At 72.2% G+C, this 21,241-nt stretch carries 18 protein-coding genes and 1 riboswitch; of the genes, 1 reads left to right on the top strand and 17 read right to left on the bottom strand.

The genetic code is table 11. The annotated features are described in order from the left end of the window. Positions 1 to 65 precede the first annotated feature (65 nt). A complete protein-coding gene (locus ACWFQ8_RS05510) occupies positions 66 to 851 on the bottom strand; it encodes an SGNH/GDSL hydrolase family protein (RefSeq protein ID WP_453784868.1) in 786 nt (261 codons plus the stop codon). A 161-nt stretch (positions 852 to 1,012) separates the two neighbouring features. Continuing rightward, a complete protein-coding gene (locus tag ACWFQ8_RS05505) occupies positions 1,013 to 2,020 on the bottom strand; it encodes a LysM peptidoglycan-binding domain-containing M23 family metallopeptidase (protein ID WP_453784867.1) in 1,008 nt (335 codons plus the stop codon). Positions 2,021 to 2,022: 2 nt separating this feature from the next. Beyond that, a riboswitch (cyclic di-AMP (ydaO/yuaA leader) is annotated at positions 2,023 to 2,200 on the bottom strand. Positions 2,201 to 2,511: 311 nt separating this feature from the next. Between ACWFQ8_RS05505 and ACWFQ8_RS05500 the strand changes: the two genes are divergently transcribed. Then, positions 2,512 to 3,330 carry a tyrosine-protein phosphatase gene (locus ACWFQ8_RS05500; protein WP_453784866.1) on the top strand — a complete coding sequence of 273 codons (819 nt, stop codon included), beginning with the start codon at positions 2,512 to 2,514 and terminating at the stop codon, positions 3,328 to 3,330. A gap of 29 nt (positions 3,331 to 3,359) precedes the next feature. Here the strand turns inward: ACWFQ8_RS05500 and ACWFQ8_RS05495 are convergent, their stop codons facing one another. The 15 genes from ACWFQ8_RS05495 to ACWFQ8_RS05425 form a co-directional block, all read right to left on the bottom strand. After that, positions 3,360 to 4,781 (bottom strand): aspartate aminotransferase family protein, encoded by a 1,422-nt coding sequence (locus ACWFQ8_RS05495; RefSeq protein WP_453784865.1) that lies wholly within the window; start codon positions 4,779 to 4,781, stop codon positions 3,360 to 3,362. Beyond that, positions 4,778 to 5,809: an adenosyl-hopene transferase HpnH gene (hpnH, locus tag ACWFQ8_RS05490; RefSeq protein WP_453784864.1), complete on the bottom strand. Its 1,032-nt coding sequence runs from the start codon at positions 5,807 to 5,809 to the stop codon at positions 4,778 to 4,780. The genes ACWFQ8_RS05495 and hpnH overlap by 4 nt, the downstream gene beginning before the upstream one ends. Positions 5,810 to 5,814: 5 nt before the next feature. Then, on the bottom strand, positions 5,815 to 6,465 hold the full coding sequence (locus ACWFQ8_RS05485) for a phosphorylase family protein (protein ID WP_453784863.1): 651 nt from the start codon (positions 6,463 to 6,465) through the stop codon (positions 5,815 to 5,817). After that, positions 6,465 to 8,600 carry a squalene--hopene cyclase gene (gene shc / locus ACWFQ8_RS05480; protein WP_453784862.1) on the bottom strand — a complete coding sequence of 712 codons (2,136 nt, stop codon included), beginning with the start codon at positions 8,598 to 8,600 and terminating at the stop codon, positions 6,465 to 6,467. Before shc ends, ACWFQ8_RS05485 begins: the two co-directional genes overlap by 1 nt. 114 nt (positions 8,601 to 8,714) lie before the next feature. Then, entirely contained in the window at positions 8,715 to 9,815 is a 1,101-nt protein-coding gene (locus ACWFQ8_RS05475) for a polyprenyl synthetase family protein (RefSeq protein ID WP_453784861.1), read from the bottom strand. Between the two features lie 53 nt (positions 9,816 to 9,868). Next, on the bottom strand, positions 9,869 to 11,248 hold the full coding sequence (gene hpnE, locus ACWFQ8_RS05470; RefSeq protein ID WP_453784860.1) for a hydroxysqualene dehydroxylase HpnE: 1,380 nt from the start codon (positions 11,246 to 11,248) through the stop codon (positions 9,869 to 9,871). A gap of 208 nt (positions 11,249 to 11,456) precedes the next feature. Continuing rightward, the gene (gene hpnD, locus ACWFQ8_RS05465) at positions 11,457 to 12,437 is read right to left on the bottom strand and encodes a presqualene diphosphate synthase HpnD (RefSeq protein WP_453784859.1); all 981 of its coding nucleotides are present in this window, start codon (positions 12,435 to 12,437) and stop codon (positions 11,457 to 11,459) included. Further along, complete coding sequence (hpnC, locus tag ACWFQ8_RS05460; RefSeq protein ID WP_453784858.1) at positions 12,434 to 13,372, bottom strand: squalene synthase HpnC; 939 nt, start codon at positions 13,370 to 13,372, stop codon at positions 12,434 to 12,436. Before hpnC ends, hpnD begins: the two co-directional genes overlap by 4 nt. 382 nt (positions 13,373 to 13,754) lie before the next feature. Beyond that, positions 13,755 to 14,537, bottom strand: a complete 783-nt coding sequence (locus tag ACWFQ8_RS05455; RefSeq protein WP_453784857.1) for an ABC transporter ATP-binding protein — start codon at positions 14,535 to 14,537, stop codon at positions 13,755 to 13,757. Continuing rightward, positions 14,530 to 15,459: an ABC transporter permease gene (locus tag ACWFQ8_RS05450; RefSeq protein ID WP_453784856.1), complete on the bottom strand. Its 930-nt coding sequence runs from the start codon at positions 15,457 to 15,459 to the stop codon at positions 14,530 to 14,532. The genes ACWFQ8_RS05455 and ACWFQ8_RS05450 overlap by 8 nt, the downstream gene beginning before the upstream one ends. 95 nt (positions 15,460 to 15,554) lie before the next feature. Then, on the bottom strand, positions 15,555 to 16,436 hold the full coding sequence (locus ACWFQ8_RS05445; protein WP_453784887.1) for a glycosyltransferase family 2 protein: 882 nt from the start codon (positions 16,434 to 16,436) through the stop codon (positions 15,555 to 15,557). A gap of 8 nt (positions 16,437 to 16,444) precedes the next feature. Further along, positions 16,445 to 17,224 (bottom strand): CDP-alcohol phosphatidyltransferase family protein, encoded by a 780-nt coding sequence (locus tag ACWFQ8_RS05440; RefSeq protein ID WP_453784855.1) that lies wholly within the window; start codon positions 17,222 to 17,224, stop codon positions 16,445 to 16,447. Then, positions 17,202 to 18,263, bottom strand: coding sequence for an iron-containing alcohol dehydrogenase family protein (locus tag ACWFQ8_RS05435; protein WP_453784854.1), 1,062 nt, complete (start codon positions 18,261 to 18,263; stop codon positions 17,202 to 17,204). Before ACWFQ8_RS05435 ends, ACWFQ8_RS05440 begins: the two co-directional genes overlap by 23 nt. After that, positions 18,251 to 19,003: a phosphocholine cytidylyltransferase family protein gene (locus ACWFQ8_RS05430; RefSeq protein WP_453784853.1), complete on the bottom strand. Its 753-nt coding sequence runs from the start codon at positions 19,001 to 19,003 to the stop codon at positions 18,251 to 18,253. The genes ACWFQ8_RS05435 and ACWFQ8_RS05430 overlap by 13 nt, the downstream gene beginning before the upstream one ends. After that, a complete protein-coding gene (locus ACWFQ8_RS05425; protein ID WP_453784886.1) occupies positions 19,000 to 20,898 on the bottom strand; it encodes a DUF5941 domain-containing protein in 1,899 nt (632 codons plus the stop codon). The genes ACWFQ8_RS05430 and ACWFQ8_RS05425 overlap by 4 nt, the downstream gene beginning before the upstream one ends. Positions 20,899 to 21,241 lie beyond the last annotated feature (343 nt).

The raw sequence follows: 21,241 nt of genomic DNA, 5'->3' as shown, positions 1-21,241 counted from the left end.
CCGCTCGGGCCCGCGCCGCCCGCCCGCCGCCCGCCGCCCGCCGCCCGCCGCCCGCCGCCCGCCGCCTACAGCGGAAGCAGGTCCGGACGCTTCGCCGCGATGTGGTCCCCGGAGGACTCCCCGCGCAGCCGACGGCCGATCCACGGCGCCAGGTGCTCGCGGGCCCACTGGATGTTGTCCCGGGTCACGTCCACCGATCCGCGCGGGCGCTCCGGCGGCCACGGCTGGTCGGGGTCGGCCGGCACCTCCAGGCCGAGCACCTGCGCGGCGCGCAGGGCGACCCGGGTGTGCCCGTCGGGCGACAGGTGCAGCCGGTCGCCGTCCCAGGCCCGCCGGTCCTGGACGGACTTCAGCGACCAGAGGTCGAGCACCGGGCAGTCGTACCGGTCGGCGATGGCGCGGACGTGCGCGCTGTACGTCGCCACCTTGCCCCGGATGTGCCGCAGGACCGGCACGCCCCGGGTGTCGAAGCCTGTCGTGATCATGACCTGGCCGACCGAGCCGGCCAGGTCGGCCACGGCCGCCTCGAACCGCTCGGCCACGTCGTCCGGGTCGCTGCCCGGCCGGATGATGTCGTTGCCGCCCGCGCAGAAGGTCACCAGGTCCGGGCCGAGCCTCTTCGCCCTCGGTACCTGCTCGGCCACGATCTGGTCGAGGAGCCGCCCCCGGACGGCCAGGTTCGCGTAGCGGAAGTCGTTCTCGTCGCGCTGATCGGCCAGAAGGACGGCGAACCGGTCCGCCCAGCCGAGATAGGTGCCCCCCGGTCCCGGGTCCCCCACACCCTCGGTGAAGCTGTCCCCGATCGCCGCGTACGAGCCGATGGTCTTGAGTGTCGTCGTCGTCGCTGCCACGAGAGCCCATCCTTCACTCTCGCGCACGACCTACGCCAACGTATTGAGGGGTTGACGGACCGTGATCTGTACCACCCGGGGACGAGGAATACGTGCGCGTGAGGCCGGGACCCCCCTCGGGTCCCGGCCTCACGCGTGTCGGTGCCGGACGGCGGGTGCCGTCAGATGGTCACACCCTTCGAGCGGAGGTAGCTCAGCGGGTTGATGTCCGAGCCGTAGGACGGGCCCGTGCGGATCTCGAAGTGCAGGTGCGGACCGGTCGAGTTGCCCGTGGAGCCGGAGAGGCCGATGCGCTGGCCGGCGGTGACGCTCTGGCCGGACGAGACGGACAGCGAGGACAGGTGGGCGTACTGGGAGTACTTGCCGTCCTCGTGCCGGATGACGACCTCGTTGCCGTACGAACCGCTCCAGCCGGCGGAGACCACGGTGCCCGCGCCGACGGCCTTGACGGTGGTGCCGGAGCTCGCCATGAAGTCGAGCCCGGTGTGGTAGCCGGAGGACCACATGGCACCCGCGACCCGGTACTGGGTGGAGACCCCGCCGCTGACGGGAGCCACGAAGCCGCCCGCGGCGACGGTGTTCGAGCCCGCCGCGGAACCGGTGGAGGTGCCGGCGCCCTGCGACTGCTGCTTCGGCTGCGACTGCGGCTTGCGGACGGGAGCCGCGGCGGGCTCGTCCTGCTCGGTCGCGGAACCCTTGCCGGCCGCCGGGGCCTTCTGGGAGGACTTCTCGGCGGGCGCCGGGGCCGGGGCGGCCTGCGTCGGGGCGGCCTTGCCCGCAGCGCCGAGCGTGAGCTTGAGGCCGGGATGGATCAGCGACGGGTCGGAGCCGACGGCCTCGCGGTTGTCGGCGTACAGCCGCTCCCAGCCGCCGGACAGCTGCCGCTCGGCCGCGATCTTGGAGAGGTAGTCGCCCGGCACGACCGTGTACACGGCCGGGGCGGCCTGCGCCGTCGCGGGCGCCGCCTGAAGCGACACCGGCGCCTGGGTCTGGAGCTGCGGCGCCGCGGCGGGGGCCACCGCGGGGACCGCGGCCGGCGCGCCGGCCGCCTGGGCGCCGGCGGCACCCATCAGCGGCAGCGCGAGGGCTGCGCCACCGGTACCGGCGGCGGCGAAACCGCGCGATATCGAGAGGGACTTGGGACGGCGGTGCTTACCCTTTGCAGGCATGGCGAATTCCTCTCCGTCGCCTACGAGGTGAGCTGTCGGGTTCGGACTGGAGATGTCCGGCCGTCCATGTGCGAGACATGTACGGCTTCACCCCGAGCTGTCCGGATACGGAGATCCGGAACAGCGGCTTACCTGGGTCCCCCGCTCCTGCCGCGCGCGATGAATAGTCGGGTGCGGTTTCCGGGAGGCGGCAGGATTAGGCGGTCCACCCGGATCGATCGCGAAGGTAATCGAGTCCGACCGCAGGTAACAAGCCATGAATTCCCGGACGGATTCACAGGGGTGAGGGATCGACGGAATTCCGGTCACCCTCTGTCCATTCCACCCCGCCAACAACCGCCCTGGCTGGGCCATTCGCCTTCCGCGATCAGGCACGCACGGTCACCGTATGATCTGGCTCACGGGGAGGCGCGCGATCTGGCCTCCGTCTACGGCAAGTTAGTGCCAAGTAGCCCAATTCGGACACGCCACGACGCAGTGGAGGAGTTCCCGTGACCCAGCAGATACCCCTGGCGCCGCCCGCACAGCCGCAGCCCGAGCCGGAGTTGTCCGGTGTGCGCAATTTCCGCGATGTGGGCGGGTTGCCGACCGTGGACGGGCGAAGGGTCAGGCCGGGACGACTGTTTCGAAGCGGACATCTGGCACATGCCACCGATACCGATGCAGAATTCCTCGCCTCGCTCGGCCTCCACACCGTCTTCGACTTCCGCAACAACGCCGACCACTCCCTGGAGGGCGCCGACATCGAGCTGCCCGGCGTACGGAACGTCAACATCCCGCTCTCGGACCCCGCGGACGGCCGGGAGTTCTGGAAGATGGTCCGCGAGGGCGACCTCGAACAGCTCCGCTCCGTCCTCGGCGACGGAAAGGCCGCGGCCCGGATGGCGAACTCCTACCGCCAGATGATCAGGCACCGCACCGCCGAGCACAGCCGGGTGGTGCACGCGCTCGCGGAGGACAGCGTCCCGGCCCTGATGCACTGCGCGGCGGGCAAGGACCGGGCTGGGCTGTCCATCGCCGTCACCCTCCTCGCGCTGGGCGTCGAACGCGACGCGATCGTCGCGGACTACCTGGAGTCGAACGCCCCGCACCGCCGCTACCGGATACGCCGGGGCGGCGGCGCCCCCGAGGACCGCTCCCCCGAGGTGATGGAGCTGCTCGCCCCGCTCTTCGACGCTCGCGCCGAGTACCTGAACGCCGCTTTCGAGACCATCGACGAGCAGTGGGGCTCAGTCGAGCGCTATCTGGCGGAGGGTCTCGGGCTGACGCCCGAGACCCTCGCGCGGCTCCGCGAGCGACTGCTGGCGTAGGGGCCCGCGGTCCCGGGCCCGGCCGGACGTCAGCGGTTGCCCACCGCCTGCTTCACCAGCGTCCGGCCGAAGTCCCACATCAGCCCCGAGCCGGCGTGCGCCTCGTCCATGACCGCCCGGAAGGCCCCGACGAACCGGTCGACGTCCTGGTCGTCGACGATCAGCGGCGGAATCAGTTTGATCACTTCCAGGTGGTCCCCGGAGACCTGCGTGAGGATCCGGTGCTTCTGCAGCAGGGGCACCACGACCATCTGCGCGAAGAGCCCCGTGCGGGCCGCCTGGAGCACGGTCCAGCGGCTGCGCAGCCCCAGGGAGGACGGCCGGCCGAACTCGATGCCGATCATCAGCCCGCGCCCGCGCACCTCGTGCAGCAGCTCGTACTCGTCGACCATCGCCGCGAGCCGCCCGCGCAGCAGGTCGCCCATCGCCCGGGCGTTGGCCACGACCTCCTCGTCCTCCATCACGGACAGGACCGCGAGCCCGGCCGCCATCGCCTGCGCGTTGGACCCGAAGCTCGCGGAGTGCACCAGCACCCGGTCCATGGACGAGTACACCTTCTTGAAGATCCAGTCCTTGCCCAGGGTCGCGCCGACCGGCACGTAGCCGCCGGACAGTGCCTTGGCGACGCAGACCAGGTCCGGCTCCACGCCCGGTTCGTTCTGGTACGCGTAGAAGTCACCGGTGCGTCCCAGGCCGGTCTGCACCTCGTCCGCGATCAGCAGCGCCTTGTGCCGGTGCAGGAGTTCCTGGGCCGCGCGCAGGAATCCGGGCGGCGCCGCGAGGACGCCCTTGCCCTGGATCGGCTCCACCACGAGGGCGGCCACGTCCCCGCGCGCGAGCTCCCGCTCCAGGGCGGCCAGGTCCCCGAGGGCGATCGCCGTGTCGGGGAGCAGCGGTGCGAAGCCGTCCCGGAAGCCGCTCTCCCCGTTCACCGAGAGCGAGCCGGCGGTGAGCCCGTGGAAGGCGTGGTCGCAGTAGAGCACCCTGGGCCGGCCGGTGGCGTACCGGGCGAACTTCAGGGCCGTCTCCACGGCCTCGGTGCCGCTGTTGCCGAAGAAGACCCGGTCCAGGTGGGGGCTGTACGACAGCAGCTTCTCCGCCAGCAGCCCGGGCAGCGGCTGGCAGTCGAAGCGGGTGAGGTCGGCGAGCTGGGCGTCCAGGACCTCGTGCAGGGCCCGGCGGACCACCGGGTGGTGGCGGCCCAGGCCCATCACTCCGAAGCCGGCCAGCATGTCGAGGTAGTCGTTGCCCTCGTCGTCCCAGAAGTGCGCGCCCTCGGCCCGTTCGTAGACCTTGTCGAAGCCGATGGTGCGCAGCATCCGGGGCAGCTGGTGGTTGAGGTGGCGGGCGTGCAGCTCGTACCGCTCCCCGCCGCGCGCGGCCAGCAGGGCGCCGAGGTCGAAGCCCCCGCCCCGGCCTCCCTCCGTCTTCCCTCCCGGTGGCGGCGTCATGCCCGAGCGCTCCGGTTGCCGCCGATCGTCTCGCGGGCCGCCCGGAGGGACTCCTTGAGGGAGCCCATGGTGGCGAGGACGGCGGTGGGCTCGTAGCCGCAGTGCGCCATGCAGTTCGCGCAGCGCGGGTCCTTGCCGCGGCCGTACTTGCTCCAGTCGGTGTCGTGGATGAGTTCCCGGTACGTCGGGACGTAGCCGTCGCTCATCAGATAGCAGGGGCGCTGCCAGCCGAAGAGGGAGTAATTCGGGATCGCCCAGGCCGTGCAGGGGAAATCGGCCTTCCCTTCCAGGAAGTCCAGGAAGAGGGGAGAGTGGTTGAGCCGCCAGCGCCGCCGGTTGCCGCCGGCGAAGGCCTTCTTGAAGAGTGCGCGGGTCTGTTCGACTCCCAGGAAGTGCTCCTGGTCGGGAGCCTTCTCGTAGGCGTAGGCGGGCGAGATCATCATCTCGTCCACCTGGAGGTCGTCATTGAGGTAGTCGAGCACCTCGATGATCGTCTGGGGTGTGTCGGTGTTGAAGAAGGTGGAGTTCGTCGTCACCCGGAATCCGCGCCTCTTCGCCTCCTTGATGGCCGCGACCGCCTCGTCGAAGACGCCCTCCTTGGCCACGGACTCGTCGTGGCGCTCGCGCAGCCCGTCGATGTGGACGGCGAAGGCGAAGTAGGGGGACGGGGTGAACTTCTCGATCTTCTTGCGCAGCAGCATCGCGTTGGTGCAGAGGAACACGTATTTCCGCTTCGCCACCAGTTGTCTGACGATCTCGTGGATCTGCGGGTGCATCAGGGGCTCCCCGCCGGCGATGGACACCATCGGAGCGCCCGACTCCAGCACGGCGCCGACCGCCTGGGCGACGGGCATGCGCTGCTTGAGCACCCCCGCCGGGTGCTGGATCTTCCCGCACCCCTCGCAGGCCAGGTTGCAGGCGTACAGCGGTTCCAGCTCGACGATCAGCGGGAACTTCTCACGCTTGCGGAGCTTCTGTTCGAGAAGATAGGTCCCGACCCTGATGGACTGTCGCAGTGGCATGGCCATCTGGCTCACCTCCGGGGGAGCAGCGAAGAACGGTGCCATTCGTAGAACGCGGGGAGTACGGCACGCAATACACGGAAGGCCGATATTCCACCGCGGACGGTGCCGATACGGACGAGCTCGTGCTCCGGAGCGTCCACGATCACCCGGACGGCCGCAAGCGGGCGGTCGCCCGTACGGGCGGCGGTCCACAGGGTGGCCGCGGACTCCATGTCGACCGCGACGGCGCCGGTGGCGCGCAGCTGCGCGCGTTCCTGGCCGCGGACGACGTGGTCGGATCCGGTCAGGGTGCCGAGGTGCACCGTGCGGCCCGGAACGGCCCGGGTCAGGGCCTCGGCGAGCAGGGCGGTGCCGGTGCAGGCGACCGTCCCGCGGGGGTCCCGGGCCTCCAGCGCGACGACCAGGTCCCCGGGGTGCATGCCGGGGACCAGCCCGGCGCAGAAGCCGGTCGCGAGGACGGCGGCCCCGCTCATCCCCGGCCGCTCCAACGTCCGGGTGACGGCCCGTTCGGCCGCGCGCGGCCCCATCCCGGTGCGCAGTACGGCGTACTCCTCGGGGGCGCCGCGGCCCGCCCCGCGCAGGGCCGCCCGTTCGAGGCGCAGGGCGCAGGCGACCACCAGCGGGCCGGGGACGGCCGGCCCGTCCCCGCGCGCGCCCATCACGCGTTCCCGGGCGGTGGGGCGTGGGTTCTGGCGGGCGCGAACGGCTCCCCGTACAGGTAGCGGCCGAGGGCGGTGAGCGGGAACACCTGCCGGTACAGGTGGTAGTTGATGGAGAAGTCCCAGGGGAATCCGGTGCCCGTGAAGTACGGCTCGTCCCAGGACCCGTCCTCGGCCTGCGTCCGCACCAGGTGGGCGATGCCCCGTTCGACGGCCCGGCCGTCGCGCTCGCCGGCGGAGAGCAGGGCCATCAGTGCCCACGCGGTCTGCGAGGCGGTGGAGGCGCCCTTCCCCGCCCAGGACCGGTCCTGGTAGGAGCGCTGGTCCTCGCCCCACCCGCCGTCCTCGTTCTGTACGGACTCCAGCCAGCGCACGGCCCGCCGGATCGCGGGGTGCGAGGGGGCGATGCCGGCGGCGACCAGGGCCGGCACCACGGACCCGGTGCCGTAGACGTAGTTCGTGCCCCAGCGCCCGAACCAGCCCCCGTCCGGCTCCTGTTCGGCCAGGAGCCAGGTGACGCCGCGCCGGGTCCGTGCGTCGCCCGCCCGGCCCTCGAAGGCGAGCATCTCCACGACGTGGGCGGTGACGTCGGCCGAGGGCGGATCGATGACCTCGCCGAAGTCGCAGAAGGGCAACCGGTTGGGAAGCGGGCTGGTGTTGTCCGCGTCGAAGGCGCCCCAGGCGCCGTTCTTCGACTGCATGCCCAGGGTCCAGGACACCCCGCGGGCGATGGCCGCCTCCACCCGCTCCGGGTCGGGGTGCTTGATCCGGCGCAGCGCCAGGACCACCTCGGCGGTGTCGTCGATGTCGGGGTAGGTGTCGTTGTGGAACTCGAACGCCCAACCGCCCGGGGCGAGTCCGGGCCTGCGCACCGCCCAGTCTCCGCTGCGGACGACCTCCTCCCCCAGCATCCAGTCGGCGGCCTTGACCAGGGCCGGGTGGTCCGGCCGCAGTCCCGCGTCGGCCAGCGCGATGGCGGCCAGGCAGGTGTCCCAGACCGGGGACTGGCAGGCCTCGATCATCCGGGCGCCGTCCTCGCGCCACACCGCGAAGCGGTCCAGGGACTCCAGTCCGGCCCGCATCACCGGGTGCCGGAGGTCGTAGCCGAGCAGGTGGAGGGCGATGACGGAGTACACGGCGGGCGGCTGGATCCCGCCCCAGCAGCCGTCGATCTCCTGGCGCTCCACGATCCAGCGGCCCGCGCCGGCCATGGCCGCCTCGCGCAGCCGGCGCGGGGCGAACCGTCGGTAGACGTGCAGCGCCCGGTCCATCCGCTGGAAGACGCCTTCCCAACTGGCCAGCGGGGCAGGGCGGGTGGCCGGGTACGGGTTCCGCGCGTCGGCGTGCAGCTCGTCCAGGGTGAAGGGGGCGGGGCGGACGGGCCGCATCGCGGAGACCACGGTGAGCGGGACGATGGTCTGGCGGGCCCAGCAGCCGAAGTCGTAGATGTTCAGCGGCGCCCAGGACGGCAGGAAGACCAGTTCGGGCGGGAGTTCGGGCAGGTGGTCCCAGCTCCACCAGCCGAAGAGCGCCAGCCAGATCCGGGTGAAGACGCGGGCGGCGGCGAGCCCGCCGTGGGCCCGGATCCAGGCCGAGGCCCGGGTCATGTGGGGCGCGTCGGGGGCGTCCCCGGCCAGCCGCAGGGCGACGTACGCCTCGACGGTGGCCGAGAGGTCGGGCGGCCCTCCGTGGAAGGTGGCCCAGGTGCCGTCCTCCCGCTGCTCGCCCCGGACGAAGAGGGCGGCGGCCCGGGTGACGTCCTCGTCCCGGATGCCGAGGAACTGGCGCAGCAGCAGGTCCTCGGCATCCATGGTGACGTTGGTCTCCAGGTCGCCCTTCCACCAGCCCTCGGGGTCCTGCCGCTCCAGCAGGTGCCGGGTGGCGCGGGCGGTGGCCTCGTAGACGTCCCGCGGACTGCCGTCCGGCGGCTCGGGCAGGTCCGCGGCCGCGCGTCCCGTGCCGGGACCTCCCGCCGGCCGGAGCCCGGCCCGCGGGCCTGCCGTCCGGCCGGGGTGGGGCGGCGCGGCGATCCGCCCCCCGACTGCCGCCGGGACGGCCCCGGGCCGGCCGGGTGCCGGGGCGGATGTGCTGCCAGCGCCAGCGCTGTCCGCGCTGCCGTCGGTCGTCGCTGTCATGGCTTCCCCTTCGCACAGTGTCCTCTGCTGAACTGGGGTCTGCCGTCGGCCGGTGCAGCCTGTCAGGCGGCTCCGGCCGGCGACTCGCGCGTCATATCCTCGACCGGGTGGCGGTCACCGCTTGCGCACGACGACGAAGTCGGCGAGGGCCACGAGCTGTTCGCGCACCCGCGGGGGCATGTCGACGTCGTCCAGCGCCCGGATCGCGACCGTGTGCTGGCGGCGCGCCTCGTCGGCCGTCCACTGGCGGCCGCCGGCCGCCTCGATCAGCTCCGCGCGGGCCGCGAACTCCTCCTCCGAGAAGTTCTCGAAATCGCTGCTCTTGGCGTCCGCCGCGAGCAGCTCGGCCAGTTCGGCCGAGGCCGGGCCGCCCGCGGCGAGCGCGGCGACGACCGGCAGGGACTTCTTGCGCTGGCGCAGGTCGCTCCAGGTCTGCTTGCCGGTGGCCTCCGGGTCGCCCCAGATGCCGAGCAGGTCGTCGACGGCCTGGAAGGCGAGGCCCAGGTGGTAGCCGTACTCCTCCAGCTTGTCGGCCGTACGGTCGTCCGCGCCGCCCAGCACGGCACCGATGGACACCGCGCAGGCGAGCAGCGCGCCGGTCTTGTTGCCCTCCATCTCCAGGCACTCCTCGACGCTGACGCGCTCGCGGTGCTCGTAGGAGATGTCCTGCGCCTGGCCGTCGATGAGCTTGCGGGAGGCGGTGGTCAGGCGGCGCGCGGCGCGGCCGGCCTCGACGGTGCCCAGTTCCAGCAGCACCTCGTTGGCGAGGGCGAAGAGGGCGTCGCCGACCAGGATGGCCTGGGCGGGGCCGTGCACCTTCCACACGGTGTCGCGGTGGCGGCGCTGCTCGTCGCCGTCCATCAGGTCGTCGTGCAGGAGGGAGAAGTTGTGCACGAGCTCGACCGCGACCGCGCCGGGGATGCCGACCTCGGCCGGGGCGCCCGCCGCCTCGGCCGAGAGCAGCGCGAGGGCGGGGCGCACGGCCTTGCCGCCGTCGCCGTCCGCGGCGTTGCCGTGGGCGTCGATCCAGCCGAAGTGGTAGGCGGCGACGGTGTCCATGGGCGCCGCGAGCCGGTCGACGGCGGCACGGAGCACGGGGGTCGACAGCGTGCGGCCGCGCTCCAGGAGGGCGACCGTGTCCGCCTTCTCCACATCCCGTCCGGCAGTGCCCACACTGGCATCCGTGTTCTCGACGGCCGGATTCCCCGGGTTCACTGGCTCTCCTCTGGTTCCTGTACGTGCTGTGCCGGTCGTGCTGAGGATGGTCGTCATGCCGCCTCCTGCAGAGGGTGTTCGCGGTGGCGGCCGAGTGCGGTGAGCGCGGCGTGCGCCGCGCCCAGTCCGCTCCGGACGGCGCTCTCCATCGTCGCGGGCCAACCGGTGGCAGTCCACGCACCGGCCAAGTAGAGCCCCGGCGTGTCGGTGCGCGCCCCGGGGCGCAGCCGGCCGACGCCGGGAGTGGGGGCGAAGGTCGCGGTCCGCTCCCGGGTGACGAAGAAGTCCCGTACCTTGGCGCCGCGCGCGGCGGGCAGCAGCCGCTCCAGCTCGGGCAGGTACTTGGTGCGCAGGACCGAGACCGGCTCGTCGATGTCGTCCTGGGCGACGGACTGGGACAGCGCGAGGTACTGGCCGCCGTCGGGCAGGCCGGAGGACTCGGTCCGGTCGAAGACCCACTGGACCGGTGAGCCGAGCGCCGCGAAGAAGGGCTGCTTGAGCACCTTGCGGTCGTAGACGACATGGACGTTGAGGATGGGCGCGGTGCCGATGTCGAGGAGGGTGTCCGGGTCGGCGAGCGCGCCGGCCGGGAGCAGTGCGTGGGCCTCGCGCTGGGGGACGGCGAGGACGACGACGGCCGCGTCGAGGCTCTCGTCCTCGGTGTCGACGCGCCACGCGCCCTCGGGCGTACGGGAAAGGTTGGTGACCCGGGCGCGCAGTGCGGTGCGGACGCCGGCCGCGTCGAGCGCCTTGCGGGCCAGGGTGTCGTGCAGGTCTCCGAGGGGTACGCGGGCCCAGCCGATGTCGGCGGCGCCGTTCTCGGAGAGCAGGCCGGTCTTGAAGACCATGGCGGCCAGGCCGAGAGACGACTGCTCGGCGGTCGCGTTGAGCGTAGCGATGCCGACGAGGTCCCACAGGGCCTCGATCGTGCGGGGCGACTGGCCGTAGCGGCCGAGCCACGTCGCGAAGTCCAGGCCGTCGAGGGCCGGGTCGGTGGGGTCCAGGCGGCGCAGCGCGAGGGCGGCGCGGCCGACGCTCGCGCGTTCGGCGAGCGAGAGGTGCGGGTACCGGGCGAGGGACCCCGCCAGGTGCAGGGGTACGGGAAGGGCGCTGCGGCGCAGCCGGCCCAGGCGGGGGCCGCCGGGGTGGGCGACGTCGAGGACGGGTACGTCGAGCCGGTCCTGGAGCGGAGCCAGGGCCGCTCCGTCGACCCGGTCGAGGAACCACCGGTAGGCGGTGCAGCAGCGCAGGTAGACGTGCTGTCCGTTGTCGACGGTGAGTTCGCCGCGCTTGAAGGAGAAGGCGAGGCCGCCGAGCCGGGGGCGGCCTTCGAGCAGGGTGACCCGGAGCCCGGCGTCCGCGAGTTCGAGGGCGGTGGTCACCCCGGCGAGTCCCCCGCCGACGACGACGGCGTGCTGGTCGGTGTCGGTCATGCGTCCTCCCCCGTGGTGCGGTGATCCGCCGCGGTCCGCTCCGCGATGGCCGGCCGACGGCCGGCGGAGCCCGTCCGGGTAGACGCGGTGGCCCGCGCCGGGGTTGCCAGCCGGGCCGGCGCGGCAGCGGGGGCGGGTGAACGGCCGCCGCCCGTCGGGAGGTCGTTGGCGCGGTCGGGGACAGGGGCGGCGGGCGGCGTCGGGGCCATCAGGCCCTCCCGCGCGTGCGCTGGCGGGAGACGGTACGCGCGTCGAGGCCGGAGAGGCCCCGTACGGCGACGTACGCCTTCTCGTGCGGCGGCAGCGAGACGCGGCCGCGCAGCACGGCCTCGGGCTCCCGCTCGATGCGGTCGAGGAGGCGCCGGTAGATGCCGGCCATGGCCGCGACGCAGGCGCCACTGCGTCGGTCGAGCAGGGGCAGGAGCCGGTAGCCCTCGGCGAACAGGGCCCGGGCGCGCCGCACTTCGTGGTGGACGAGTCCGGCGAAGTCGGCGCCGGCGGAGGCCCGATCGCTGTGGAAGCCCTCGGCGCAGCCGAACTTGGCGAGGTCCTCGGCGGGCAGGTAGGTGCGGCCGTTGGCGGCGTCCTCGCGAACGTCCCGAAGGATGTTGGTGAGTTGAAGGGCGAGGCCGAGGGTGTCGGCGTACTCCCCGGCGCGGGCGGCGTCGGACGGGGCGATGCCGCCGGTCCGCACGGTGCCGAACACGCCGAGCGAGAGGCGGCCGATGGCCCCGGCCACGCAGCGGCAGTAGGCCTTGAGGTCGTCCCAGGTCTCGTAGGTCTCGCCGCGCACGTCCATCAGGACGCCGTCGATGAGCTCGTCGAGCCCTTCGAGCGGGATCGGGAAGCGGCGGGCGGCGTGCGCGAGGGCGACGGCGACCGGGTCGGTGTCGTCCTCGTCGACCCTTCCGGCCCGGATCCGTCCGAGCAGGGCGCGGGTCTCCTCCAGCCGGGTCAGCTTGGCGCCGGGTTCCAGGGTGCCGTCGCCGATGTCGTCGACGCGGCGGGAGAAGGCGTACAGCGCGGACATCGCCTGCCGCTTGTCTGCGGGCAGCAGCCGGATGCCGTAGGCGAAGTTGCGCGCCTGCGTTCCGGTGACGGCCTCGCAGTAGCTGTAGGCGGCCAGGACCGGTGCGGACGGCGCGGACGGTGCGGTCGGGTGTGCGGGGCCCTCCACGGTGGGGCTCACCCCTTTCTCGGCGCTGTGCGCAGGACGGCGGCCACCTCGCGGAGCAGGCCGCTCTTGGTGGGCTGGGGCGGGCCCGGAAGTACGTCGAAGCCGGCGTCGGTGACGGCTCGCAGGGCGGCGCGCCCTCCTCCCGCGAAGCCGGCGAGCAGCAGCCGGAGTCTGCCGTGCACGCTGCCCACGAGGGGGGCTCCCTCGGTGAGGAGTCCGCGTGCGCGTTCGGTTTCGAAAGCGATGAGGGAGCGTACGGACGCGCCGGCGGTCGGGGCCTTGAGGTCGCTCTCGCTCACGTGGAAGCGCCGCATGTCCTCGGCGGGCAGGTAGATCCTGTCCCGGCCGAGGTCCTCGGCGACGTCCTGGAGGTGTTCGGCGATCTGCAGGGCGGTGCAGATGGCGTCCGAGCGGCGGACGCGCTCGGGGGTGCTGGTGCCGGTGAGGGAGAGCACGAGGCGGCCCACCGGGTTCGCGGACAGCTCGCAGTAGTCGAGCAGGTCCCCGTAGGTCTCGTAGCGGGCGACCCGCTGGTCCTGGCGGTTGGCCTCGATGAGTCCGAGGAACGGCTCGGGCGTCAGCCCGTGGGCGCGGACGACGGGGCGCAGGGCGCGGAGCAGGGGGTGCCGCGGGGCGCCGTCCACCGCGTCGGAGGCGTTGAACACGCGGTGCAGGTCGGCCTCGAAGGCGTCGAGCATCGCGAGCCGGTCGTCGGCGGCGGCCGGGTCGAGGCCGAGGAGCACCGCGTCGCGTCCGCCGGGGGCGAGGTCGCCGTCGCCGATGTCGTCGACGAGGCGGGCGTACCCGTAGACCGCCATCAGGCCGTCGCGCCAGGCGCGGGGAAGGAAGACGGGGGCGACGGGGAAGTTCTCCGTCCGGGCCTTGTCGAGGGTGGCGCGGGTGTGGAGCGTGTCCGACGGGGGGCGGGTGCCGTGCCCGGGGGTCACCGCCCGCCGCCCGGGGCGGGGACGGCCGCGAAGCCTGGGGGCCGGAGAATTCCCGTAGCCATTGCCGTCACGTCTCCCGTTCTACACTGCCAACCCAATACATCCTATTTCGGACACGCCGCCGGGCTGACCGGGGGTCGTCCAGGCCGTTCACCTGCGGGGAATCGTCCCCTCTTGCCGCGATTCAGGACGTCCTCAGCTTACGCTGTACAACGCCGCGAAAGCCGTTGGGGTATTCGCTCCGCCACCGAATGTCGCCGGCCGCCCGCCCGGGCGCGCCGAGGCCCCCGCCGCGCGGAGCGGTGGGGGCCTGCGGTGTCCCGGCCGAACACACCGCGCACGGGCGGGGATACGGCCGCGGAGGGGAAGGGCGGGGGCCCGGTCAGCCGTTGGTCGCCTTCTCGTACGCCGAGACGACTTCGTCCGTGGGCCCGTCCATCAGGAGTTCGCCCTTTTCCAACCACAGCACCCGGTCGCAGGTGTCGCGGATGGACTTGTTGTTGTGGCTCACCAGGAAGACCGTGCCGGCCTTCTCCCGCAGTTCGCGGATGCGGTTCTCGGAACGCACCTGGAAACTGCGGTCACCGGTGGCCAGGGCCTCGTCGATCATCAACACGTCGTGGTCCTTGGCCGCCGCGATGGAGAAGCGCAGGCGCGCCGCCATGCCGGAGGAGTAGGTGCGCATCGGCAGGGAGATGAAGTCGCCCTTGTCGTTGATGCCGGAGAAGTCGACGATCCCCTGGTAGCGCTGCTTGATCTGCTCGCGGCTCATGCCCATCGCGAGACCGCCGAGGACGATGTTGCGCTCGCCGGTGAGGTCGTTCATCAGCGCGGCGTTGACGCCCAGCAGCGAGGGCTGGCCGTCGGTGTAGACCTTGCCCTCCTCGCAGGGCAGCAGGCCGGCGATGGCCCGCAGCAGGGTCGACTTGCCGGAGCCGTTGGAACCGATGAGGCCGATGGCCTCGCCGCGGTACGCGGTGAAGGAGACCCCGCGCACGGCGTGCACGCGGCGCACGCCGGGCGCGTCGCCCTTGCGTCGGCGCACTATCTTGCTGAGCGCGGCGGTGGCGCTGCCCCGGCCGGCGCTGCCGGTGTTGACGCGGTAGACGATGTGCACGTCGTCGGCGATGACGGTGGGGATGTGCCCCTTGTTGTTCTCAGCCACGGCCGTAACGCTCCTCAGCCTTCCAGAAGTACACGAAGCCGCCGAGACCGATCAGGGCGGCCCAGCCGACCGCGAAGGCCCAGACGTGCGGCGGCAGGTTCTCCGCCCCGTAGCCGTCGATCAGGGCGAACCGGATGAGGTCCATGTAGATCGCCGCCGGGTTCCACTGGAGCACGTCCGCGATCCACTGGGGCTTGTCCTTGAGCATCTCGTTGATCGAGAACATCACGCCGGAGGCGTACATCCAGGTGCGCGTGACGAACGGCATCAGCTGCGCGAGGTCCGGGGTCTTGGAGCCCATCCGCGCGAAGACCAGGGCGAGCCCGGTGTTGAAGACGAACTGCAGCACCAGCACCGGGATCACCAGCAGCCAGGACGGCTGCGGGTAGTTCCCGAACAGGAGCACGACCACGACCACGACCACCATCGAGTACAGCAACTGCTGGAGCTGCTGCATCGAGAAGGAGATCGGCAGGGAGGCCCGCGGGAAGTGCAGGGCGCGCACCAGGCCGAGGTTGCCGGGGATGGCCCGGACGCCCGCCATGAGGGAGCTCTGGGTGAAGGTGAAGACGAAGATGCCGATCACGAGGAAGGGGACGTAGACCCCCTTCTCCATGCCCCGGTCCGCTTCCAGGATCAGCGCGAAGACCAGGTAGTAGACCAGCGCGTTCAGCAGTGGGGTCGCCACCTGCCACACCTGGCCGAGCTTGGCCTGGCTGTACTGCGCGACCAGCTTGGCCCGGGAGAACGCCAGGATGAAGTGGCGCCGGCCCCAGAGCTGCCGCACGTACTCGACCAGGCCCGGCCGCGCGCCGCTCACCGAGAGGCCGTACTTCCTGGCGAGCTCCGCGGGGCTCAGCCCCGCGTCTTCGGACGGCGGCCTGCTCGTGGCGAGGGCGCCGTCGTGGGTTGTGTCACTCACAAGTTGAAACTTTCCGTCTTCAAGATGCGGCAGGAAGGGGATCGGGCTGGTGGTGCGAGGCCCGTGACCGCGCCATGGTCGCAGACACGGAGGTGTCAGATGACAGGTGGTCGGCCCAGCCGGGTCAACCGCCAGACGGTCCGCCACCTCATCGGCCGCCGGGGTCCGCAGGAAGTGGTCCATCCCTCCCTGAAACCGCCGAACCAGGCCTTGAGCGCGGGCGCCGACGGCTTGCGTACGAGCGTCAGCAGGAGCCAGACGCCCAGGTAGACCGGGACCAGCGGGGCGGGCAGGTTTCGGCGGGCGAGCCATACCCGGTTACGGGCCACCATACGGTGGTAGACGGCGTGCCGGGAGGGGGAGGTCGTCGGGTGCAGCAGCACCATGTCCGCCCTGTAGTCGATCAGCCACCCCGCGTCGAGGGCGCGCCAGGCCAGGTCGGTCTCCTCGTGGGCGTAGAAGAACTCCCCGGGCAGACCACCGACCTGCTCGAACACCGAGGTCCGGACGGCGTTCGCGCCGCCCAGGAAGGTGGTCACGCGGGAAGAGCGCATCGGGTCCGAGGCACGCAGCCGGGGCACGTGCCGGCGCTGGGTCTCACCGGTCTGCGGATCGGCGATCCGGAAGCTGATGATGCCCAGCCGGGGGTCCTCGGTGAAGGCCTGCCGGCACAACTCGGCGGTGTCGGTGCGCTCCAGCAGCCCGTCGTCGTCCAGGAAGAGCAGGACGTCCACCTCGCTGCCACCGGGGCCGAAGGCCTCGATGCCGACGTTGCGGCCGCCCGGGATGCCCAGGTTCTCCGGCAGGTCGACCGTACGGACGCCCGGCGGCAGCCCCGGCATCCCGCTGACCGCCACGCCCTGGCCCACGACGACGACCTCGACGGGGTCGCCGTCCTGCCGGGCGACCGAGTCGATGAGCGCCTTGAGTTCGTCGGGGCGGTTGCCCATGGTGATGATCACGGCGCCCAGCCGCATCGGCGCGGTCACTTGAGCCTGCTGGAGGCGAGGACCGACACCAGGTGCAGCACGGTCTGGAGCAGGGCGATGCCCGCCAGAACGGCGACACCCAGCCGGGAGAAGTACAGGTCGCCCCGCATCTGGTCCAGGACCGCCAGCACCAGGATGAGCAGCGAGGCCTCGATACCGAGGACCAGCCGGTGGAACTTCAGCGCGGAGGCGGCGCGGCGCGCCAGCGCCATGCCCCGCGCCCGCGGCTCGGCGGCCGCTTCCTGGACCGGAGGCTTGCCGACCTGGTGCCGGGCCACGCCGACGAGGTCGGTCTCGGCCTTGATCAGGATCGCGCCGAGCGCGGCGAGGGTGCCGAGGAAGGCCCACAGCCAGTCGATGCGCCCGCTGCCCCACAGGTCCGCGGCGCGCAGGCCGAAGCCGACCAGGACCGCCGCGTCGCACAGGTAGGCGCCGACCCGGTCCAGGTACACCCCGGAGAGGGAGAACTGCTGCTTCCAGCGGGCGACCTCGCCGTCGACGCAGTCGAGCAGCAGGTACAGCTGGACCGCCACGACGCCCAGCACGGCGCCCCAGATGCCCGGCACCAGCAGGGCCGGGGCGGCGAGGACGCCGGCCAGGGTCATCACGTAGGTCAGCTGGTTCGGCGTGACCTTGGTGGTGACCAGGTAGCGGGTGATGCGCAGGGAGATCTCGCGCATGTAGAGGCGCCCGCCCCAGTGCTCGCCGCTGCGCCGGTCCTTCACGCCCGCCGGGTGCACGACGGGCCGGAGTTCAGCTACGGATGGTCTTGGCATAGTCGGCGTAAGCGTCCCTGATCTCGGCTGCGGACAGGTTGAGGTGCTCCAGGATCGTGAATCGTCCCGGGCGGGTCTGGGGGGCGTACTCGACGGCGGTGACGAACTCGTCCACGCTGAACCCGATCTCCTCGGGCAGCACGGGCAGGGCGTGCCTGCGCAGTACCTGCGTGAAGAGGCCGGCCGTCTCGGCCGCCCCGCGCAGGTGCATCGCGAAGGCGGCGCCGATGCCGACCTGCTCGCCGTGGAGCGCGGAGCGCCCCGGGTAGAGCAGGTCGAAGGCGTGGCTGATCTCGTGGCAGGCGCCGGACGAGGGGCGGGAGTCCCCGCTGATCGACATGGCGATGCCGGAGAGGACGAGGGCCTCGGAGAGCACGGTGAGGAAGGCGTCGTCGCCGCATCCGCCGGGGTGGCGCAGTACGGACTCGCCCGCGGTACGGGCCATGGCCGCGGCCAGGCCGTCGACGGGCTCGCCGGTGATCTCGTGCGAGAGCTCCCAGTCGGCGATCGCCGAGATGTTGGAGATCGCGTCGCCGATGCCGGCGCGGATGAACCGCACCGGCGCGTCCTTGATCACGTCGAGGTCGATCACCATGGCGATCGGGGTCGGGACCCCGTAGGAGCCCCGGCCGTTGTCGTTGTCCAGGATGGACACCGGCGAGCAGATGCCGTCGTGCGAGAGGTTGGTGGCGACGGCCACCATGGGCAGCCCGACCCGCGCGGCGGCGTACTTCGCCACGTCGATGATCTTGCCGCCGCCCAGGCCTACGACGGCGTCGTAGCGGCGGCCCTTTATGTCGTCGGCCAGCTTGACCGCGGAGTCGATGGTGCCGTCGACGACGGCGTACCAGTCGGCGTGCGGCAGCACGGGCTCCAGCTTGGCGCGCAGGGCCACGCCGGAGCCGCCGCTGATCGCGATCGCCAGCTTGCCGGACGCGGAGATCCGCTGGTCGGCCAGGAGGCCGGCCAGGTCGTCCATCGCCCCGCGGCTGATGTCGACGACGACGGGCGAGGGGATGAGCCTCGTCAGTACTGGCATGCGATCGTCCGGCCCTTGGCGAGGTCGTCGTGGTTGTCGATCTCGACCCACTTGACGTCGCCGATGGGGGCTACGTCGATGGTGAACCCGTCGTTGACGAGCTGCTGGTAGCCGTCCTCGTAGTAGAGGTCGGGGTCGCGCTCGAAGGTGGTCCTCAGCGCCTCGGCCAGCTGCTCGGCGGCGTCCGGCTCGATGAGCGTGACGCCGATGTACTCGCCGGTGGCGTCGGCCGGGTCCATCAGCTTGGTGATCTTCCGCACGCCCGCACCGTCGGCGGTGACGACCTTCATCTCCTCGTCGGCCAGGCTCTTGACCGTGTCGAGGGCGAGGATGATCTTCTTGCCGTCGCCGCGGGCGGCGAGCAGCGTCTTCTCGACGGAGACCGGGTGGACGGTGTCGCCGTTGGCGAGGATCACACCCTGCTTGAGGACCTCACGCGCGCACCACAGGGAGTAGGCGTTGTTCCACTCCTCGGCCTTGTCGTTGTCGATCAGCGTGATCTTGACGCCGTACTTGGCCTCCAGCGCCTCGCGGCGCTCGTAGACGGCCTCCTTGCGGTAGCCGACGACGACGGCGACCTCGGTGAGGCCGACCTCGGCGAAGTTGCCCAGGGTCAGGTCGAGGACCGTGAGGCTCTCCTCCTGGCCCTCGGGGCCGACGGGCACGAGGGCCTTGGGCAGGGTGTCGGTGTAGGGACGCAGACGGCGTCCGGCACCGGCAGCGAGTACAAGGCCGATCATGCTGGTTCTCCTTCGTCATGTACGGCGGGTGCCCCGGAGGAGACCCAGAACCGGATGCTCTCCACGAGCACCACGAGTGCCACGAACACGGCCAGGGCCGTGAGCGCGACGGGGAAGTCCGCGACGCGCGTGACGAGGACGGCGGCCAGCACCGTGGTCAGCAGGACCCGGCCCTCGTGGCCGCCGATCGTCCGCACCAGCCAGTGCGGGGGCGCGCCGGTGCCGCCGCGAATGCGGTACACCGTGTCGTAGTGATGGTAGGCGACCGCCGCGATCAGGCCGAATGCCGCCGGAAGGGCCCCGGGGACGTCCGCCTTGGCCGCGAGGACCAGCACGGTGGTGTACTCGGCGGCCCGGAAGAGCGGCGGGACGAGCCAGTCGAGGGCGCCCTTGAGGGGAGCGGCGACGGCCAGGCCCGCGGCCATGACGTAGATCACCGCGACGGCGATCAGGCGACCGTCGCCGAACGGCAGGTACAGGGCGGCGCCGATCAGCAGCAGCGTGCCCAGGGCGGCGACGTAGACCGACCCGTAGGAACCGGCCCGGCCGCGCAGCAGCCGGACCTGGAGCTCGGCCAGGGGGCCCGAGTCGGCGAGGTCGGCGAGGGCCTGGGCCGCCCGGTCGGTACGGGTGGCCCGGCGGGTCAGCGAGCGCAGGACCCGGCCGGCGGTGGTGTAGAGGGCGCCGAAGGCGCAGCCGGCGAGCAGGGCGTAGAAGACGATCCGGGGCGTGGTGACGGCGGTCAGCACCGCGATCATCGCCCACCGCTCCCCGATCGGGAGGATGATCATCCGCCGGAGCCAGACGGTCCATCCGACGCTGTCGAGCCTGTCGGAGAGGGCCGCCGTGGGGCTCGTGTTGGCGGTGGCGTCGTGGTTGGCCTCGTTGAAGGAGAAGTCGACGACGTGGCGGCAGGTCATCAGGATCATGGCGCCGACCGCGAGGGCCCAGACGTCGTCGCCGTTCCTGGCCGCACCGAGCGCGAGGCCCGCGTAGAAGGAGTACTCCTTCGCGCGGTCGAAGGTCGCGTCGAGCCAGGCGCCCATCGTTGAGTACTGGAGCGAGTAGCGGGCCAGCTGCCCGTCGGTGCAGTCCAGGACGAAGGAGACCAGGAGCAGCACCCCGGCCGCCACGTAGCCCCAGCGGTCGCCGGTGGCGGCGCAGCCGGCCGCGATCAGTGCCGTGACCAGGGAGGCGGTGGTGACCTGGTTCGGTGTCAGGCCCCGGCGGGCGCACCAGCGGGCGATGTAGCGCGAGTACGGGCTGATGCAGAAGGTGGTGAAGAACCCGTCGCGGGACTTCACGGCGGTCCGCAGCCGTACGGCCTCGTCGTCCACGGCGGCGACGGCGGCGGTCGCCGCCCGGCGGTCGGCGGCGGTGACGGGGACCTCGGCCACGAGCGTGCCGAGCTCGGGGCGCTGGACCGGGGTCCCGGCGGCCTCGACGGCCTCGGCGAGGCGGTCCGCGTAGGGGACGGCGTCCGGGCCGGCTTCGGTGCGGGGGTACGGGTCGTCGGACGGGTACGGGTCCGGGGCCGGGTACGGCTCGGAGGGCGCGTACGCCGGTGCGCCGGTGCCCGCTCCGGCCGTCCACGCGTGGCCGCGCGCGCCCACGGCGGCGTCAAGGGCGGCCCGGGCGCCGGGCCGGACGGCCAGGGCGCCGGTGACGGCGCAGGCGTCGAAGCGCGGGTCGGTCAGGGCGAGGCGCAGCGCGTGCACGTGCCCCACGAACGCACTGTCCACGACGGCCACCCGCTGGTCGGCGGGGACGGCGGCCAGGGCGGTGGCCGTCTCGGCCGGACCGGTGGCGTAACGGACGTGGAAGCCCAGGGAGCGCAGGTCGTCCGCGAGGGGTGATCCGGGGACCGGCAGGCCGGTAAGGATGACGGTCGGCAGACGAACTCACTCCTCGTGACGAATTCCGGACGGGCGCCTGATGGGGCGGCGGCACGTCGGCAGAGGCTATCGGATGAATGGAAGCAGGGGTTCACCACCCGTTTACGCCCCGATCAGCCGATGAACGCCGGGCCCGGGGCCGGGGGTGTGATCATCATCGGCGATCACACCGAGGTACCACACACGGTGCCGGTGCTAGGGTGATCGCCTGCGCGTACGAGCTTCGTCATCGCGTACGAGTTTCGTCATCGCGTACGGAACGGCAGAAGACGACCCCGGCGAGAAGGCCGGGCGAGACGATCGAGCGAGAAAGAGGTGGGGTTGATGACCGTCGTCAAGGTCG

This window comes from Streptomyces sp. NPDC055254, from assembly GCF_053606025.1.
The sequence above is the reverse complement of the archived record's forward strand: the minus strand, read 5'-3'. Positions and strand labels throughout refer to the sequence as shown.